This window comes from Sphingobacterium sp. GW821-FHT03E03 (genome assembly GCF_059420745.1).
This window is the reverse complement of sequence record NZ_JBWKUH010000011.1, coordinates 55,107-73,883: the sequence shown is the minus strand read 5'-3', so window position 1 is coordinate 73,883 and position 18,777 is coordinate 55,107. Positions and strand designations below refer to the sequence as shown.

The following is an 18,777-nucleotide window of genomic DNA, read 5'->3' as shown; positions in this document are numbered from 1 at the left end:
TTTTGATTCTATACTATTAACGCTTTTGTTCTGCATTTCATTGTGTTTGAGACAAGAGACAGCAAGTATTGAATATAAATACAAATAATAATAAATGAAGTTTTGAAAAAAGTACATAATATATGAATAATTTTTGCACCCTATTTAATTCACTGTATCTGTCAAGGGGACTGGCCATGTACCGTTCGCTTGAAAAGTGCGCGCGGGACTTTCATCTGTATATTTTTGCATTTGATGATGAATGTTATGATACGCTGAGAAGATTGCAACTTCCCAAAGCAACTATTATTTCCTTATCAGATTTTGAAGACGAGCAATTATTGGCTATAAAACCTACTCGTACAGCAGGCGAATATTGCTGGACCTGTACACCTTCAATTATTTTACATAGCATTCAAAAGTTTGGTTTATCCAATTGTACTTATCTGGATGCTGATTTATTTTTCTATGCTGATCCTAACGTTTTAATAGAGGAGGCTAAAGGTGCGTCTGTAATTATCACACCACACCGATATACTCCAATGTATGAAGATAGTGAATCGGGTGGAACCTACTGTGTTCAGTTTGTCTACTTTAAAAATTCACCTGAAGGTATGGCAGTCCTGGAATGGTGGCGTGCAGCTTGTATAGAATGGTGTTATAATCGCAGAGAGCCGGGCCGTTTTGGAGATCAAAAATACTTGGATCTATGGACGACAATGTTTACGGGCGTACATGTTTTGGAGCATTTAGGGGGTGGTGTCGCCCCATGGAATGTTCAACAATATGATTTTGATTGTAAAATAGGGCAAGTTTGGGGTAAGGAGTTGGCTAGTAAGCATTTCTTTCCCATTATATTCTATCATTTCCAAGCTTTAAAATATGCAGAAAAGAATTCTTTTACACTAGCTGGTGGCTACGCAATTAGCGATAATGATATAGAGTTTTTATACAAACCCTATATAAGAGTTTTGAAAGATTCTGGTCGAGAGATCAGATTGCTATCGCATTCTCTTAAATTTCATGAAACAGATGAAATTCCGCGTATTAGAACCTCACTTCGCCGCATGTTTAAGTTATATGTATTCGGAAAATTTCAACAGTATTATCACCAATCCTACTTTTTAAGATAATGGCTTACCAAATTGATCTCAAAACATTCACCGATGATCGGGGGCATCTAACGGTGATCGAAAAAGTAATTCCTTTCGATGTGAAACGGATATTTTATATCTATGGGGTGGATGGCTCTACCCGTGGGGGACATCGACATCATCAAACGATACAGGCGGCAATTTGCTTAAAAGGAAGTTGTGCGATCTATAACCAGGATGGGGTTAATGAATGCATTTTTGAACTGCATTCGCCAGATCAATGTCTGATTTTGGAACCCAAGGACTGGCATCAGATGTTTGACTTTACCGAAGATGCCATTCTTATGGTCCTTGCCTCCGAATATTTTGAGTTAACAGATTATATCTACGAACCATATTTTACACATGATCGCTTACGAGAGCTTACAGCAAGTCAATAAGGAATTTATGGATGAATATACCAACGTTTTCCAGCGGGTATTGCATGGAGGCTGGTATATTTTGGGAAAAGAAGTTGGACAATTTGAGCAATCATTTGCGAGCTATTGTGGTGTTGAGCATTGTATCGGAGTAGCATCGGGCTTGGATGCGCTGGTTTTGTCGTTACGTTATTTTGGTTTTAATCCGGGCGATGAAGTGATTGTTCCTGCTAATACCTACATTGCATCGATACTCGCGATTATGCAGGTTGGTCTAAAACCTGTCCTGGTAGAGCCAGATATGAATACCTATAATATTGATCCTGGAAGAATTGAGGTGGCTATTACAGCGCGAACGAGAGCGATCCTTGTTGTCCATCTTTATGGAAAAATGTGTGATATGGATCCAATTCTACAGCTTGCGGATCAACATGATTTAAAAATTATCGAGGATTGTGCACAAGCACATGGTGCTATTTATAAAGGCCAAAAGGCAGGTTCATTTGGCAATTTTGGCGCATTCAGCTTTTATCCGACAAAGAATTTAGGTGCCTTGGGGGATGCGGGAGCTATCACCTGTAAAGAGCAGGAATTAAATAAATCTATTCGTACCTTACGGAATTATGGTTCTTCTGCTAAATATGTTTTCGACGAGGTCGGGTATAACTCAAGGCTAGATGAATTGCAGGCAGCTTTCTTGTCCGTAAAATTGAAGTATTTGGATAAAATTACCGCACATAAACAGAAATTAGCTGCAATTTATCTACGTGCATTAAAGTCTGATTTTATACTTCCGACTGTACGAGCAGATATGCAGGATGTTTACCATATCTTCGCGATACGACATCCTGAACGAGATAGATTGAAAAAATATCTCTTTGATAATGGTATCGGAACAGAAATCCACTATCCTATAGCTCCACATCAACAGAAGGCGATGGAGGGGATTTTATCCGAGGCAAGCTATCCAATCTCAAAAGAAATTCATCGAACAATACTTAGCCTTCCTATTTCCTATGGCCATACAGAAGAGGATATTAATAGAGTGGTTGAGGTAATGAATAAATTTTCCTAAAGTTTTTTATAATTAATTTATTCAGAGATCTTATCAATGGAATTTTTTCCAAGAAAAAAAATAAGGCAATACGTCTTTTGTTGGCTTTAATCTTTTTGGGGTTAATATCTTGCCAGATTTCGAATGTCACATAATGTAAACCTAAGACCTCTAAAAAATTGAGGTCTTTTGTATTTGGTAGAGTGCCCAAAATCATGCTGCCATTTCTAGTTGTATTTAATAATTCCGAAGGAGAGTTTCGTAAGCGAAAATCGTCGGGGAAGGTTGAATTAAGGAAATTACCGTAAGTTTCATATTCCGAGAATCCCGAAAGTGCAATATCTTTTGTAGCTATATTTTCAAGGATATAATACGACCAGGCCTGATTCCCCGCATTTGTGCTGAGTTCAAGTAACAGTTTTTGCATCAGCTTTGTTTGAACCATAAAATGTTCAGATATAAATGAGTAGTTGACTGTTTTTTTCAGGCCAAGAATATGTTCCAATGTTTCAAAATAAGGATTGTGATTTTCTTCACTTTTGTGGATAAGTGCTCTTTCTTCTTTATCAAAGAAATCGATTGGTTTTAATGGGATGGTGTCTGCATCCCATATCAGATAATAGTCACTTTGGATAATTTTGGAAATCTCCATTTTTAAGAACTGCTGGAAGTACCATCCGGCTCGATCTCCATTATTTATTCTTTGTTTTAGAAAGTCAGCTACGGATTGAAAATTGAATTGGTCAAATAATTCATTTTCGTTAACAAGAACTAAGTTGGATAGACTTAAAACCTGAAACTTTTCGAAATGAGAGGCGTTTGTTATGACATAGATCTGTTGTGCCTGAAAAAATCGCTTAACCTGATTGATCACGACCTTCGCAATTTCGATGTGCTGTGGGCCGACGCAGATGACTACATCATAGTGTGGATTATTAGCTAAAGATTGCATCAATAGTAATTAAAAGAAGTTAAAAAGTAATAAATGTCGGTAAAACTATGCCTGAAGTATCCACCGTGGGGTCATTTATCCATTTTCGTGGGGAGACAACAATCTTGTCCGGACTATCATTTAGCCAGGCACCCCACCAGCTAAAGCTGCTATTGGCAATAATATGATGTTTACACTGCGACATTAATTGTAGATCTCTAAAACTATTAATTCCACTATTGTGTTCAACAAAAATCGCATTCAAATTTTTAAACTGCGTTTTACACCAGCCTATATCATTGGAAAATACTATAAATAATGGTGATTCATTTGTTTCAAGCATATACTGTATGCTCTTTTGATAGTATTCTTCTGTACAGATATCTTTAAATAGTGGCTCCTGAAGGTAATCTCCTCTTCGGACGTGTAATGAAATTGCGTTCTGTTGTTGAATTAAATGTTGTATACGTATGTTTTCAGCGCCCTCCAAGGTGGGGAATTTAAGCTGTTGGCGAAGAATTGGAACTACTTGATTAATATAGTCAATATGTTGCCAGTATCCCCAATAATAGCGGCTTTTGTTATCATCAAAAATTTCTTTCATATAAGAAAACGGAATCGTTTCCTCAATATAGATATGTTTTGTATTATATAATCGCCTTAATTTTCGCCATAGCCATTTGTTATTGTTTCTGGTATAAATATTTGTTTCGAATGTGCTTAGCTCTGGAAGGATGATATTAAATACACGCTCTAATTCGAATCCATTGTGTAAATGATAATCTTCAAAATCTATTAAATCGGCTTTTACATGCTTAAACTTTTGTTGCAATGCCAAAAAGAAAGCATACTGAAATAGCTGATTACCCAAGCCTCCTAAAAATTTAACAATCTTCATTTCTATTTTTCTAGTATATTTTTAATGGAATTTTTGAAAGCTCTTCTTAACTGCTTAACTGTTGAATAATTCCAATTAAAGAATGGTTTGGTAAAAAATAAAATGAGCGTATCCTTTCCTCCATTTTTCATGATCACATCATGCCATTTTTCAAATATAAATTTTTGAACCGAAAGTGGACGTTTATTAGAGTCAGTAATACGATCAAACAATTGAATATAGAATTTTTTGTATTCATTAATTTCAATATTATCCCATATAAACGGCGGTGTTAGCATTTTCTGGTATTTTTTTTCGGAAGGCAGTTGTAAAAGAGAAAGATATTTTGCTTTAATTTTCTCAATATTACCATCCATTTGATTAACTTGCTCCTTTGATATACCTGAAACATGATTTCGGTAATGAATAAGAATGTCCGGTAGATTCTTTATTCGATATTGAGTAGCGGCTCTTAGAAATAGATCATAATCTTCAGCATAATCTTCTTTATATCCACCTAAATCTCTCAAAACATTACTTCTTATCATTACTGAAGAATGGACAAATGCATTATAAAAGGGAATAGAAGCCTTTAAGAGCTCTTCATCTATTACAGGATACATTTTTTCTTGGATAATTTTCCCATTTTCGTCGATCATGGATGCTTGTGATCCTATTAATGCAATATTCGGATTGTCAGATAGCTCTTTTAATTGTATTGCTAATCGTTCTGGCATTGCAACATCATCACTGTCCATAATAGCAATAAATTCAGTATTTACCTCTACTAGTGCCAGATTTCGCGTATACAGCAATCCCATATTTTGATCATTGTTAATTACTCGAATCCTCCTGTCTTTAAAATCGCTTATGATTTCAAGCGTATTATCTATTGACCCATCATTTATAATTAAAAGCTCAAAGTTGGTATACGTCTGATTTAAAATACTGGAGATGGATTCCTTAATATATTTTCCTGCGTTATAGGCAGGCATAAATACCGTTATAGTAGGGACTGTTTTGATATCTGCTTTTTCTAACATTTTATTTAATTAATAACTCTCTGTACTGTTTGTTGAACATAGTTTCACTAAATTCCTCATCTACCAATTTCATGGCATTCTTACTAAGGCGATTTAATAGAGAGCGATTATCATTAATATATTTTAGTTTATCAATAAATGCATTGATAATGTCGCTATCGTCCATTGTATTTTCTATAATAAAACCATTTTCACTTTGCTCACTAATAAAACAAGATATTTCGCCTACATTAGTGCTAATAGGAACAACACCTAGAGACATACCTTCAAGTAAGACCATTGGAAATCCTTCAAAAAGAGACGTTATGGCAATCAGATGTGCAGATTTATAGTGCTCGTTTAGTTGTTTTCTGTCCGAAATTCTTCCAATGATCGCTGTATTTTGTGAAATTTTTGCCTTAAAATTCTCAAAATCGCCAATCATCTTAAAGTTAAAAGGTAATTTCAGATTATAGCAGATATTTGCAATCTCAATTAAGAGCTCTGGTCTCTTTTCATAAGAATTCCTCGCGATAAATAAAACAGTAAGATCTTTCGAATAATCTTTTTCTGAAATAGCGATTGGCTTTTCTATCTTATTCTTAATGATCTTGATCCTTGATTGAAATGCGGAGTCTATATTTTTTTCTATATAAAATTGGATCTGTTTTTTTCTTTGATTTTCGCCCAAGATTATCCTTTTGTCTATCTTACTAATATAGGGCAGTGAATAATTGTCAAAAGACGCTGTATTTTCACCAACAAATGCATGTGAAAGATCTATCTTTAAAATGTTGTCATCTAAAGAAGGAAGAAGGTCATAAAAAAAGTAATTATTTGAACCAAATACCACACTATTTGGGTTGGAATTGATTTTCTTAGCTAGTTCTTTCGCCATTTTTCTACGAAATTTTGCTTTCCATCCCCACCGTTCCAGTTCAATAATATGCGCAACAGCTTCGAATTCTGACCTCAAGTCATTATTTTTTGAATAATTTGTTATAATGCATGTTGGATGCTTATCTCTAATGGTTTTCATAATCTCTATATGCACTCTTTCAGCACCTCCAATATCCATCACGGGGAAAATAAAGAGTATTTCGGAATCAATTGCTTTTATTTTTCGTTTGATAACGGGATATTTGATTAATGAAGAAATCGTAAGTGCCCATTTTTTTAATTTATGCATTTCCAATGATCTATTTAGTGGGATAAGGCGTGGAGTTTTAATATCTTTACAAAGATTATTTCGAAAAAAATCGCTCATAAAAATAGTAAATATTTAAAGGAATTATATATAATGGATATAGGAATTTTAAATAGGTGTCCCTTAGTCACTATTGGCTAGTGTAATATTTAAATATTTTATTACTGTGTTTTACCAAAGTCGAACTGTAGAAGAATTGTTTTATTTCAATGTCACATTTTTGTTGTTATTGCCGTTATTAATGATAACAATCCTGTCATTAGTTGAAAGCGGGTAATCTATTTCGATAGCTAAAATGACTTTACATTCATAGATCTTAAACAAAAATGTCCAACAAAAAAAGGATCCTTTACTTTGTACCAGATAATCCTTATCAGGGGCGAGCGGGTAATATCACTCGATTCACTCAGATGCTTGATTATTTTAATCACAAGAACCAAGAATTTACAGTAGACTATGTGACTGAGCGCCTCTGGGGGAATTGGGATGATGCCTCTATTGAAAAATTTAGGATTGCTTACCCTGCAATCAACCTTAAAATAATTGACCGTAAAGTTCCTCGATCGACTTTTCTTCAGTACTTATTCAAATATAAAATACCCGAGGTATTGTTCAACTACTTTAGGCATAAAATAGATTTTACAACCTGGTACCTGAAAAAGAATTTCAGGTCGATCACAAAGGATGAGATATATGATTTTGCGATAATCAGCTATGTCCATTGGGGAAATCTGATCAACGAGCTGAAAAATTGCAAAAAGGCGATTATTGACACGCACGATTTTATAACCGGCCAATACGCCACCTGCCATAAAGGAAATCATTCCAGAATATCGGGGATCTTCAAGAACGAACTCAAAATTCTCAATCAATTTGATGAGATATGGACCTATTCGGTTGAGGAAAAATATATTTTTGAGCAATTTACAAGTTGTTCAATACAGCAGCTTCCCATCTCATTTAAACAAAATGTTTTAGAAGGACAAGAAGACAGTACCTCGGCTAAACTTATCTATATCGCCAGTGATAATCCACATAATGTTAGAGGAGCGGATTGGTTCCTGAAGAACGCTCTACCGTATATCGACCCTAATATAAAGATTGTTGTCATTGGTAAAATATGTGGGCACTTTCCAGATACAAAACAGATTATTAAATTAGGAATGGTAGACGATTTGGATGCGCAGTATCGAGATGTCAAAGTAGCGATATGTCCGATGATCAGCGGTACTGGAATAAAAATCAAGGTTGTTGAAGCATTGTCCTATGGGCTGCCTGTGGTTACTAACCCGCGTGGAATAGATGGTTTATTTAATAAAAAGCAAAACGGTTGTATCGTGACCGAATCTGGGAAAGAATTTGCTTCAGCGGTCAATCGTCTCTTTTTGGATGAACTTTACTATCATACCATCCGTCAGGAAGGATTGGCATACTTTGCCGCGAACCATACCATAGCACAGGAAGAAGAGTTTTTGAATGCAACGTTTCTATCCGAAAATCCATAAAATGATTCAATAGGCAAATCCCATCCTGGAAATTTCAATGCTGATTTGGGGATAAAAAATATGAAAAACAAACCGAACAGCCTATCTTTGTTTAACGATAGCGAATGAAGAAAAAACAGATCATATTTGATGCCGAACGGATGAAATATCCTCATACGGGCTTATATCACTTTTGTAAACAACTAGGAAATGCTTTATTGAATAAGACGGCCGATCCTTATGCAATGGTATTTTATACAAATAACCCTGCCAATGAAGATTTTGGCTCCAAGGCAAACTATTACCAGCAAAAATCGCTGCAGAAGTTCTGGATGCCGCGATTTTCCAATAGTGATCTTTGGCATTCTACGTTCCAACTTAGTTCATATTTTCCACGAAATAATAAAATCAAGGTCCTTTCTACGATCCATGACCTGAACTTCTTAAAGGAAAAAAAGTCGGTCGAAAAGGAAAAAAAGTACTTGAAAAGCTTGCAGAATAATTTGGATAAAGCAGATGTTATTGTTGCGATATCCCATTATGTAAAGAAAGACCTTGAAGATTATTGTAATTTAAAGGGAAAACCACTTCATGTAATTTATAATGGGAATAATATTGATCAGTACTATTTGGATCAGTTAGATATAGCACACAATAGTGTACATAAACCCTTCATTTATTCTATTGGTACCATAAACCGTAAGAAAAATTTTCATACGTTGCTTTATTTATTGGTGGGAAATGATTTGGAATTGATAATCAGTGGAATTATCGCGGAGCCGGATTATAATCAGTATATTCTTGATTTAGCCGCTGAACTCGGGGTTGCGGAACGCCTGCGGCTCACTGGGCCAATAACGGAAGAAGAGAAATATAATTACTTAAAAGATTGTTCTTTATTTGCTTTTCCTTCTATCGCGGAGGGTTTTGGGTTACCTGTTATTGAAGCCATGTCCTTTGGTAAAAAGGTACTGCTATCTACCTATACCTGTCTCCCTGAAATCGGTGGTCCTGAAGCATTCTTTTTAGAATCCACAGACCCAGAATATTTGATCGAATTTGGGAAATCCAGCCTGATTGGTATTATCCACGGTGAGGATCGTACTCCTGAAATTAAATCTTGGGCTGCCCAGTTTTCATGGGATAAGGCGGCAGGTGAATATTGGGAACTTTATAAGAAACTTTTGAAATAAGGGAATGGCTATACCAAAAGTAATCTATCAGACATTTAAGACGAACCAAATCCCTTGGTTAACGAAATTATATATCAAGCGCTTTAGACGTAAGAATAAGAGCTACAGCTATGAGTTTTATGACGACCAACGCGTAGATGCATTTATAAAGGAATCATTTGATAAAGAAGTGTATAAGGCATATAGTAGATTGCAGATCGGAGCGGCAAAAGCTGATTTTTTTCGCTATGCCGTCTTATATGTCTATGGTGGAGTATACCTGGATCTGGATAGTGATATTCTCGTTAATCTAGATAAATACCTACAAGAAGATGACCATGCCGTCATCACACGCGAAAAGAATCACCAAAATCTTTTTGCGCAATGGGCGTTGGTATTTGAAAAGGGACATCCTTTTCTGGAGCGAACAATAAAGTATATTGTTGAAAATATTCAGCAAAATAAATACCCACATGACGTGCATGGCATGACCGGACCAACAGTTTATACGAGGGCCGTCAATGATGTCATCAATGAAGACCCAACAGTCTCTTATCGCATTGTGCCGGATGACTACAAGGGGATAATGAAATTTAAATACAAGCTTGGTAAATTATTGATTTATGGAGATCGGTCACAACACTGGAAAAAACTACAGAAAGTAGTAACTGTTGTGAAATCGGAGAACTAAAGTGTTAAATATTGTTTTTCCCATTGCGCAGCGAGGTTATCATCGTTAAACTGCTGTGCGTAGGCTAATCCTTTTACAGACATTTCTTGCTGTAAATTGCTGTCGCTTAAAATAAATTCAATTGCATGCTGAATCTGATCAATATCGTGCGGTTGTACGTACAACGAAGCTGGGCCACCCGCCTCTGGAAAAACGCCCGAATCTGTAGTAATTACAGGTGTACCTGAATATAGGGCTTCAATAATAGGGATACCAAACCCTTCATAAATAGATGGATAAATAAATGCAAGGGCTGAGGAATAGAGTACTGACAGCTCCCACATATTCAAGCCGCTAAGAAAGTATACTCTGTTTTCCATCTGATGTTTATGGATAAACTCTTGCAGCTGAAGCTGGTATTTCGTGCTTCTGCCCACAATAACCAAGGGAATATCGATATGCTCAATCGCTTTCACAATTGATAATGCGTTTTTACGTTCTTCTATCGTTCCCACATTCAATAGGAATTCATCGGGAAGACCTAAGCTTTTCTTGAGCTGTTGCTTTTCATCGGCTGTTTTTGTTATCTTAAATGCCTCGTGACAACCTTGATAGATGATGTCTATTTTTTCTTGAGGGATATTGAAAAACTCGACAATATCATTTTTGGTCTGTTTACTGATGGCGACAATTTTGTCTGCCCGGCGACAGGCATGCGCAAATTTCTTTTTATAGATCCACCGATCTATCGGACGATAAAGTGAAGGGTATCGCATAAAAATTAAATCGTGCATGCTAACAATAGATTTAATTTTCGCCGGAGCCAAGTCAACAGGGATTTCTCCGGAAAGACCGTGAAAAATATTGATCTGGTCTTTTTTCAAATCCGATACTATTCTTTTTGTGCGCCAGAGGTTTGGGAAATTTTGATTAATATATCCTTTTGGCGTCTTAATCTGCTCAGGGTCGACGAGCTTAGCATACCTTTCGACAGAGGTACTAGGCGTATAGAGGATATAGTCATTTTGCGGAGCAAACGTTGATAAAATGCGTATCAGATCTCTGCTGTAATTGCCCAAGCCTGACGCGTTGTTGAAAAAACGCTTTGCATCAAATCCTAACCTCATCTTATCGCTGTTATTTTTTCGATCACCATTTCTGCTGTAATTAAATCAATCGCTTCTGTACCATCGCAATCGCAAGGTTTGTTGCCGTAGACAGCGCTTGGACGGTTGGGATGTTCCACTTGGATACAGTCCTCATATTGTTGCCCGTAACCCGTAAATCCCGCGTATGGGTGAGTTGCGCCCCATAGTGATAGGCATCTTACTCCCATCAAAGAAGCCATGTGCAACCCGGAGGAATCCATGCTGATCATCAGATCCAGATTTGATATGATATCCAGTTCTTCTCTCAACGTAAATTTTCCAATGGTATTGTAGGTGTTTGGAAAACTTTCGGTCCAGTTTTGCGCGATTTGAAACTCTTCCTGACCTCCTCCAAAAAGCAATATGTCATATCCATGATGTGCCAGGTGATCTATGATCTGCCTCATCTTTACCATCGAAAGAATTTTATATCGGTGTTGCGCAAAAGCCGCAATACCAATTTTTTTTCGTTCGAAATTGCCAAACATGCTAAATGCCGTTTTGGGGACATCTTGCAAATTAGAAGCCAATTTGTGACTCAGTTCAAAGTGAAAACCTAAAGCACGGAATACATCTGCATAGCGCTCTACAGTTAGCTTCAATTGATGCTTAACCTTATTTTCTTTGCGCGTCAGGGCTTTCTTTTCTGCACGACCTTTGTCCAGTTGTTTGACCTTTATTCCAGAAAGAGAAAATAATACATCCAATACACGCGAGCGTAAATTGAAATGTAGATCAGCTACAGCATCTGTACCATATTGAGCCAGCTCATTTTTTAATCTGATTAATCCAAAAAGGCCTTTATGGGTTGTCTTAGGTTCAATTGCATGAAACTTGATATTTTTTATGCCATCAAAGAATGGTGAAAAAAAAGGACGGCTGACCATGATAATCTCTACCGTAGGATATTGTTGACAAAATTCTTTCAACACAGAGGCCACCATGGCAACATCGCCCATGGCCGAAAACCGGGTTACTATGATTCGCTGCGGCAAAGACATGTCTTTATTTTCCGGATGTATAAAGTACAGGGTTCAGTTCAGGATCGTTATACATTTTCATCTGTTTATAGACCTTCATGTATTTTTCACCTGATTCAATCGCTGTCAACAATTCGTCGATACTTTGTGAAAGATCTGTACGTTGTTCCAGCAAGATGTTCAATTTTTGCTGACAAGCAGAGATATGGGCTTCAGAAGCATCTGAACGAAGTGTCTCCTGCTCCATATGATAAATCTTTAGCGCCAGAATGGACAGTCTATCAATGGCCCAAGCTGGACTTTCCGTATTGATTTTTGCTGAAGGCAATGCTTCGATAGTTTGGTATTTCTGTAAAAAGTAGCTGTCTATATATTCTACTGTATCTGTACGATACTGATTAGACTCATCGATGCGTCGCTTCCAGTATAAACCGTCCTTGGGATCAATGGCAGGATTACGTACAACATCTTCCATGTGCCATTGTACGGTATCAATCCAGCACTTTAGGTACAGTAGATGTTCTAGGGATTGTTTGTCATACGGATTCTGGATTGGATGATCAATCTGATCGTATACGTGGTAATCCTGGATAGCACGTTGAAAAATGGGATTTGCTATTGCACTAATCATGTTACAAATATAAAATATATTATGGAGTTATCCTTAACTTCAGGTGTTGTATAAAAACAGTAAAATGAATTGGAAAAACCAACTATTGAGAAAAGAATTAAAATGTTTTTTTAAAATATAGACAGTAAGACGTCTGGGAATAATCCAAACAAGATCACTGCAATCGTACAAAATAGACCAATACCGAGGAGTAAAGGATTGGACTTGACTAAATAATGATCTAGATTGTCTCTTAAGAAGGCATTCAACGGAATCTTAAAGTAATAGAAAAGTGAAATTACGGATGTTAGTGCCCCTACAATTAATAAAGCAAGTAAACCGAAGGATTGGAAGTTCTGATACTGCTCGAATACTTTTGAAAATATGAGTAGCTTTCCGACAAATCCAGCAGTAGGCGGCAAACCTATCAATGCGATTAAGACGATCGAAAATGAGGTGAATAATATAGGTGATTGTTTACCTAATCCTTTATAAGAGTCTATTGAGGTGTTGCCTAGACTGACCTCTAAGCTGTTGATAAAAATAAAAACAGCGATATTCATCAATGCATAAATTGATAAATAGAACAGCAAAACGTTTGACTCATTGTTTTGATAGACCAGTACTGCCATCAACAATATGCCCGTGTGGCCAATAGAAGAATAGGCCATCATGCGCTTGGCATCCTGTTGACGCAGGGCCGCCAGATTACCAATCAACATGGTCGCAATAGCTATAATGATGATAACATAAGCCAAGAAATCACTGAAATAAAAGGATACTGCAAGCCAGGCTGCAAGTAACTTAGATAGCAGGACTACAACGGCAATTTTAGGTACAGTCGCTAGGTACGTGGTAATCACGGTCGGTGCCCCCTGATAAACGTCAGGACTCCAAACATGAAATGGGAAAAAACTTAGTTTAAAACCAATACCGGTCAGTAAAAATAAGAGGGCAATACTGATCATTAGCTTCGGGGCCTCCATCAGACCCGCAATATGACTTGGCGCATCAAAATTTAAGTTTCCCGTGAAACCGTAAAGCAGCGATAGGCCATAGAGCATAACGGCTGCACATATAGATCCAAAGAGTACGTATTTCATCGCTGCTTCGGATTGTACTTTATTGGATGAAAAATAACCGACCATAATGTACGAGCTGATCGATACTGTTTCTACTGCGATGAAGATCATCAGCCAGTTGCTCGACATGGTTAAGAGATTCAATCCCAAGGTTGCGGTCAATACAACAGCATACAGATCTCCCAAAGGGCGATCATGCTGATGACGTTGTTGAATAAAGATCGTAATCAGTAGGGTCGACAGCAGGATAATCACACGTGCCGATGTTGCGAATGTATCAATGTGGATCATGTCGAAGAATCCAACCATATCCACATGGCTTAATCCTTGTCCCAATAGATAACAACCACTCAACAATAATCCAGCTATTGTAATCGTAAAAGATGCTTTGTCCCAGTATTTATCTACGAAAAGACTCGCGATAATACTACCTATAAAAGTAATGATCAGCGTTAATTCCGGTTTGAAATAGGGAATACTAACGATAATTTGATCAATAAATGAACTGATATATGGACTGAATGCGAGCATGCTGGATTAAATAAATTGTTGGATAAAGCTGACGAGATTCAATACACTTGCATTTAGATTGCTAAATACCAAGGATGGCATAATACCAAGTAAAAGGGCAAGCGCCAAGGTTGGAAATAGAATCAGCTGTTCGCGGCTGTTGACATCGGTCAATGCATTGGCCCAAGATTCGCCACCTTTGAGTCTGATCTCTCCAAAAAACATCCGTTGAAGTGTCCATAGCAAATAAGCTGCACTCAAGAGAATACCAATTGAACCTGCTAGGGCCATCCAGCGAGGGAGCCCTGTACCGACACTCGCCGCATTGAACGAACCGATGATAACAAATGCTTCACCGATAAATGCGGAGAAGCCAGGAAGTCCCAATGAAGCAAAGAAAGCAACGGCAACATAACCGGTATACTTGGGCATGAGCTGGGCTAAACCTCTGAAGCTATAGATATTTCGATCATGTACTCGGTCATAAACCACGCCAACAAGAAAGAAAAGTGCTGCGGATAGAAAACCGTGGGAGATCATCTGGAACATCGCACCAGAAACTCCTTCGGCTGTCAATGAGGCTATACCAAGCAATACAAAGCCCATGTGGGAGACCGATGAATAGGCGATCATCCGTTTTAAATCTTTTTGAGTTAAGGCGTTTAATGCCCCATAGATAATGGAGATGACGCCGATCAGACCAAGCCACCAATTGGACAGGGCGGCCATGTCCGGGAAAATGCTATAGCAGATACGGATAATACCATAGCCACCGATTTTCAACAGGATACCTGCTAAAATAATGGATACCGGTGTGGGGGCCTCGACGTGTGCGTCAGGTAGCCAGGTGTGTAATGGTACAATGGGTACTTTGATTGCAAAAGCGAAAAAAAGCACCACAAAACCAACTAATCTGGCCGAAATACCCAATATTTCCTGATAACCATCCCAAGCGAAGATTGAGTCCCCTAAATAATTCTGTGGATTCATCATGTAGATCATATTGAAGGTATGTGCCCCAGTTTCGGGGTTGATAACCGAAAAATATAAGCCTACAATGATCAATAGCATAAATACCGAACCAAAGAGCGTATAGAGAAAGAATTTTATGGCAGCATATTCACGGCGTGCCCCGCCCCAGATACCAATCAGGAAGTAGAGCGGCAAAAGCATGACCTCATAGAATAAATAGAACAGGAAGAAATCCAAAGCACAGAAAATACCCATTACAGCCATGTTGAGGACCATAAGTAGGGCGAAATATCCTTTGGGGCTTTTCTGTATATTCCAAGAAGCACCGATCGCCATCAACATCACAAAAGCACTCAATAGTAATAATGGCATGGAAATACCGTCTATTCCGATGAGATAGTCTATCTCTAATTTTCCGATGGAGCCGAGGTCCAGGCGAATCCAGGGAAGTTGTTCAACGAACTGGTATCCTGCCAGGTCTTGGATGCCTGTTTGGCTCGCGTCAAATTTTGCATAGCATATACCCGCAAGTACAAATTGCACTGCTGTAAACGCTAAGGCAATATATTTGTAACTCGATTTATATCGTGTTGGTAGGGCGAGGATAAACGCCGTCGCCAGAAGCGGTAAAAATATCAGTAAGGATAAAATAGGCATTTCCTAAAAAAATATAAGATAAATTAAACCAAGTAAAACGAATAGAAAAACGGAATACAATGTCGTCTGTAATTTGCCGTTCTGTACCAAGCGAACTTGGTTACCAGTCCAGTAAGCTACAGAAGCAACAGCATTGACAAAGCCGTCTACAATATATTTGTCTATCCACACACTCAACTGAGAGAGCGATAAGACGATAAACTGAACAAAAGCGATTAGGGCATCTACAACAAAACGATCAAACCAATAACAGAACTGAGCCAGTTTTAGTGTGCCACTAACAAATATCCATTGGTATAGTTCATTGATATAACCTTGATTGAACGATGCTTTCAGTGCAAAGCTAGATGCATTGAGTGGATATTTGTTTTGTACATACCATTTCCAGCCGATTGTCCAGCTGATGACCGAACCGATCAATAAGATTAATGGAATAATCAAGTGGGCACTATGGCTTGGAGCAAACGTATATTCATCCAATAATAGACCATCCATCAACCAGGAGTCATGATAGGATACTGGATTAAGAGAAAATAACGGGAATAGACAGCAGATACCCAATATAAACATAGGGATCAACATGGTGTTTGGTGCTTCATGCAGGGCTGTTCCATGCAATTTGTCCTTGACTTGTGCGAGCATTCGGAAATCACCGAAAAAAGCTTTAAAGATTAAGCGACCAATGTAAAACGCGGTCAGAATACTGACTGTAATAAGACTTATTGGGATAATGAGGTATAAGTCGCCTTTTGACAAAGCCCATTCAAAGGAAGATATGATAATACTATCTTTGGAAAGATAACCTGATGTTAGTGGAAATCCAGCTAGTGCCAGTGATGCTACGCTCATCAGGATAAAAGTTTTCGGCATATATTTTTTCAGTCCCCCCATGTTCCTTAGGTCTTGTGGGTCGAAATCAAGATGGCTGTGTGTTTTGAGGTGTGCCATCTCATGGATAATGGCTCCGGCGGAAAGGAACAAGAGACATTTAAAGAAGGCGTGTGTGACCAAATGGAATAGTGCGGCATCCCATGTTCCTATCCCAATTCCCACCATCATAAAACCCAATTGTGAAATAGTCGAAAAGGCTAGGATACGTTTAATATCGTATTGACCTAATGCAAAGTAGGCACCGGATGCCGCTGTAATCGTACCTATGATAGCAATAAACAACAATGCATTTTCGTTGAATAACGGAAATACTGTAGCGAGTAAAAACACACCCGCCGCGACCATAGTGGCAGCATGGATGAGTGAAGATACTGATGTTGGTCCTTCCATCGCATCAGGTAACCATACATGTAAAGGAAATTGAGCTGATTTGGCCATTGCCGCAAGGAAAAATGCGAGCCCGGCTATCGTTAACCAAATTTGATCCATGCTGTTGACCGGAGAAACCCATTGTCCACTTGCGATCGTGGATTGATAGATGAGTCCTCCTTCGCCAAAAAGATCGACCAGATTGAGGGTTTTGAACTGTGTAAATATAATGGCTAGTCCGATCAGAAAACCGAGGTCTCCGATGCGGTTTTCTATAAATGCTTTCTTGTTGGCCTGTACAGCCGTTTCGCGGGTGAACCAGAAACCAATAAGCAGATAAGAGGCAAATCCTACCAATTCCCAAAAGATATACATGAGCAACAGGCTATCCATAACGACTAGCCCCAACATAGCAAAACAGAAGAGACTAAGATACATCCAATAGCGATGGATTCCCGAATCCCCTTTCATATACGCTCTCGAATAGATATGCACAGGAAGGGCAACTGTCGGAACCAGAAACAGCATGAGCACGTTCAGATTGTTCAATAGAATGCCTACTTTAAAAGTAGATGCACCGATGGTAAACCAGTTTATTTGGGCAGACACGATAGGATTATTCCAGATTGCTAACCAGGTAAGTCCACCAAATATAAAACTAAAGATAATGCCGGTCAAGGAGATAATCCCTGACTGATCGCGCTTGCCTGCTATTGCCTGATATAGAAATGCAATAAATGGCGCAACGACTGTAAACAGTGCCGTGTATATGGGTGGTATGTGGGCAAGTTGATCCAATTTTTACTTATCTTTTAATTCATTGATTTCATCCGGATTGATTGTTTTATAGTGTCTATAGACATTTAAAACCAATGCTAAGCCAACCGCAACCGCAGCAGCAGCAAGAACAATAGCAAATAGGGCGAAAATCTGTCCGCCATAACTGACTTTATCGTATTTACCAAACGCTACAAAGTTTAGAATAGCCGCATTAATCATCAATTCGATGCCTACCAAAATCATAATGGCATTTCTCTTGGAAAGAACGGTATAAAGTCCGATACAGAAGATGCAAGCACTGACAACCAAAAAATGCGTTAATGTAATCATCTGTTGTGCTCCTTTCTGGATAAATGTGATGCTCCAATTAACGCCATCATCAAAAAGACTGATATGACTTCAAATGGTAACACATAAAAGGTCATAAACCGTAATCCAATCTGTTGGATATTATTATCTGTTGGAATAATCTCAGTATTATTTTCTTTGGCTTGTTGGATCCAAGTAGGAATGGACTGATGCCATTCTGCAATACCAAAGATCATGAGTACTAGAAAACCTACAGCCAATATCACTGCTTGCCACCTGGGCATGCTCAGAAATGAGCCACTGCTGTCTTGAAGATCTTTCAATAGTTCTTTGTTGGAAAGCATAAAGGCAAATAGCATGAGGATCAGTACACCACCTACATAAACCATGATTTGTGTAATGGCTACAAAATCTGCCAACGCAAATAGGTATAGGCCAGCCATAGCAAAGAGTACAATGAAAAATAGAAATAGGGCGCGGGCTATATTTTTAAGATTTACCAGTAAAAGGGCAGATCCGATTGCCAAAGTGGCAAATGCATAAAATAAAATAGTTTCCAT

General features: G+C 38.0%; 18 protein-coding genes. 6 read left to right on the top strand and 12 right to left on the bottom strand.

The genetic code is table 11. From position 1 onward, the window contains the following. Window positions 1-122 precede the first annotated feature (122 nt). The 3 genes from AC07UV_RS13950 to AC07UV_RS13940 are packed head-to-tail and all read left to right on the top strand — an operon-like array spanning window position 123 to window position 2,567. Window positions 123-1,112: a glycosyl transferase gene (locus AC07UV_RS13950; protein ID WP_495184194.1), complete on the top strand. Its 990-nt coding sequence runs from the start codon at window positions 123-125 to the stop codon at window positions 1,110-1,112. Continuing rightward, entirely contained in the window at window positions 1,112-1,513 is a 402-nt protein-coding gene (locus AC07UV_RS13945; RefSeq protein ID WP_495184193.1) for a sugar 3,4-ketoisomerase, read from the top strand. Before AC07UV_RS13950 ends, AC07UV_RS13945 begins: the two co-directional genes overlap by 1 nt. Next, window positions 1,479-2,567, top strand: a complete 1,089-nt coding sequence (locus AC07UV_RS13940) for a DegT/DnrJ/EryC1/StrS family aminotransferase (protein WP_495184192.1) — start codon at window positions 1,479-1,481, stop codon at window positions 2,565-2,567. The genes AC07UV_RS13945 and AC07UV_RS13940 overlap by 35 nt, the downstream gene beginning before the upstream one ends. On the opposite strand, the gene AC07UV_RS13935 is transcribed toward AC07UV_RS13940, so the two are convergent. The 4 genes from AC07UV_RS13935 to AC07UV_RS13920 are packed head-to-tail and all read right to left on the bottom strand — an operon-like array spanning window position 2,530 to window position 6,643. Further along, entirely contained in the window at window positions 2,530-3,498 is a 969-nt protein-coding gene (locus tag AC07UV_RS13935) for a DUF6492 family protein (RefSeq protein WP_495184191.1), read from the bottom strand. The two genes, AC07UV_RS13940 and AC07UV_RS13935, sit on opposite strands and share 38 nt — an antisense overlap. A gap of 19 nt (window positions 3,499-3,517) precedes the next feature. Then, window positions 3,518-4,375, bottom strand: a complete 858-nt coding sequence (locus tag AC07UV_RS13930; RefSeq protein ID WP_495184190.1) for an alpha-1,2-fucosyltransferase — start codon at window positions 4,373-4,375, stop codon at window positions 3,518-3,520. Between the two features lie 2 nt (window positions 4,376-4,377). Next, complete coding sequence (locus AC07UV_RS13925; RefSeq protein ID WP_495184189.1) at window positions 4,378-5,397, bottom strand: glycosyltransferase family 2 protein; 1,020 nt, start codon at window positions 5,395-5,397, stop codon at window positions 4,378-4,380. A 1-nt stretch (window position 5,398) separates the two neighbouring features. Next, window positions 5,399-6,643 (bottom strand): glycosyltransferase family 4 protein, encoded by a 1,245-nt coding sequence (locus tag AC07UV_RS13920; RefSeq protein ID WP_495184188.1) that lies wholly within the window; start codon window positions 6,641-6,643, stop codon window positions 5,399-5,401. A 266-nt stretch (window positions 6,644-6,909) separates the two neighbouring features. Here AC07UV_RS13920 and AC07UV_RS13915 point away from each other — a divergent pair, with 266 nt between their 5' ends. The 3 genes from AC07UV_RS13915 (at window position 6,910) to AC07UV_RS13905 (ending at window position 9,930) form a co-directional block, all read left to right on the top strand. Next, entirely contained in the window at window positions 6,910-8,088 is a 1,179-nt protein-coding gene (locus tag AC07UV_RS13915; protein ID WP_495184187.1) for a glycosyltransferase family 4 protein, read from the top strand. Between the two features lie 104 nt (window positions 8,089-8,192). Continuing rightward, window positions 8,193-9,260 carry a glycosyltransferase family 4 protein gene (locus AC07UV_RS13910; protein ID WP_495184186.1) on the top strand — a complete coding sequence of 356 codons (1,068 nt, stop codon included), beginning with the start codon at window positions 8,193-8,195 and terminating at the stop codon, window positions 9,258-9,260. A 4-nt stretch (window positions 9,261-9,264) separates the two neighbouring features. Further along, window positions 9,265-9,930 (top strand): glycosyltransferase family 32 protein, encoded by a 666-nt coding sequence (locus AC07UV_RS13905; RefSeq protein WP_495184185.1) that lies wholly within the window; start codon window positions 9,265-9,267, stop codon window positions 9,928-9,930. On the opposite strand, the gene AC07UV_RS13900 is transcribed toward AC07UV_RS13905, so the two are convergent. The 8 genes from AC07UV_RS13900 to AC07UV_RS13865 all read right to left on the bottom strand — a co-directional run bounded on the left by AC07UV_RS13900 (window position 9,927) and on the right by AC07UV_RS13865 (window position 18,777). After that, on the bottom strand, window positions 9,927-11,036 hold the full coding sequence (locus AC07UV_RS13900; RefSeq protein WP_495184184.1) for a glycosyltransferase family 4 protein: 1,110 nt from the start codon (window positions 11,034-11,036) through the stop codon (window positions 9,927-9,929). The genes AC07UV_RS13905 and AC07UV_RS13900 overlap by 4 nt on opposite strands. After that, window positions 11,033-12,058 (bottom strand): glycosyltransferase family 9 protein, encoded by a 1,026-nt coding sequence (locus AC07UV_RS13895; protein ID WP_495184183.1) that lies wholly within the window; start codon window positions 12,056-12,058, stop codon window positions 11,033-11,035. The genes AC07UV_RS13900 and AC07UV_RS13895 overlap by 4 nt, the downstream gene beginning before the upstream one ends. Before the next feature lie 4 nt (window positions 12,059-12,062). After that, window positions 12,063-12,668: a DUF4254 domain-containing protein gene (locus AC07UV_RS13890; RefSeq protein WP_282252262.1), complete on the bottom strand. Its 606-nt coding sequence runs from the start codon at window positions 12,666-12,668 to the stop codon at window positions 12,063-12,065. 110 nt (window positions 12,669-12,778) lie between these two features. Next, the gene (locus tag AC07UV_RS13885; RefSeq protein ID WP_495184182.1) at window positions 12,779-14,260 is read right to left on the bottom strand and encodes an NADH-quinone oxidoreductase subunit N; all 1,482 of its coding nucleotides are present in this window, start codon (window positions 14,258-14,260) and stop codon (window positions 12,779-12,781) included. Window positions 14,261-14,266: 6 nt separating this feature from the next. Beyond that, entirely contained in the window at window positions 14,267-15,868 is a 1,602-nt protein-coding gene (locus AC07UV_RS13880; protein WP_495184181.1) for a complex I subunit 4 family protein, read from the bottom strand. Window positions 15,869-15,871: 3 nt separating this feature from the next. Further along, window positions 15,872-17,926 carry an NADH-quinone oxidoreductase subunit 5 family protein gene (locus AC07UV_RS13875; protein WP_495184180.1) on the bottom strand — a complete coding sequence of 685 codons (2,055 nt, stop codon included), beginning with the start codon at window positions 17,924-17,926 and terminating at the stop codon, window positions 15,872-15,874. Window positions 17,927-17,929: 3 nt separating this feature from the next. Then, on the bottom strand, window positions 17,930-18,238 hold the full coding sequence (gene nuoK, locus AC07UV_RS13870) for an NADH-quinone oxidoreductase subunit NuoK (protein ID WP_282252268.1): 309 nt from the start codon (window positions 18,236-18,238) through the stop codon (window positions 17,930-17,932). Next, a complete protein-coding gene (locus tag AC07UV_RS13865; RefSeq protein WP_495184179.1) occupies window positions 18,235-18,777 on the bottom strand; it encodes an NADH-quinone oxidoreductase subunit J family protein in 543 nt (180 codons plus the stop codon). Before AC07UV_RS13865 ends, nuoK begins: the two co-directional genes overlap by 4 nt.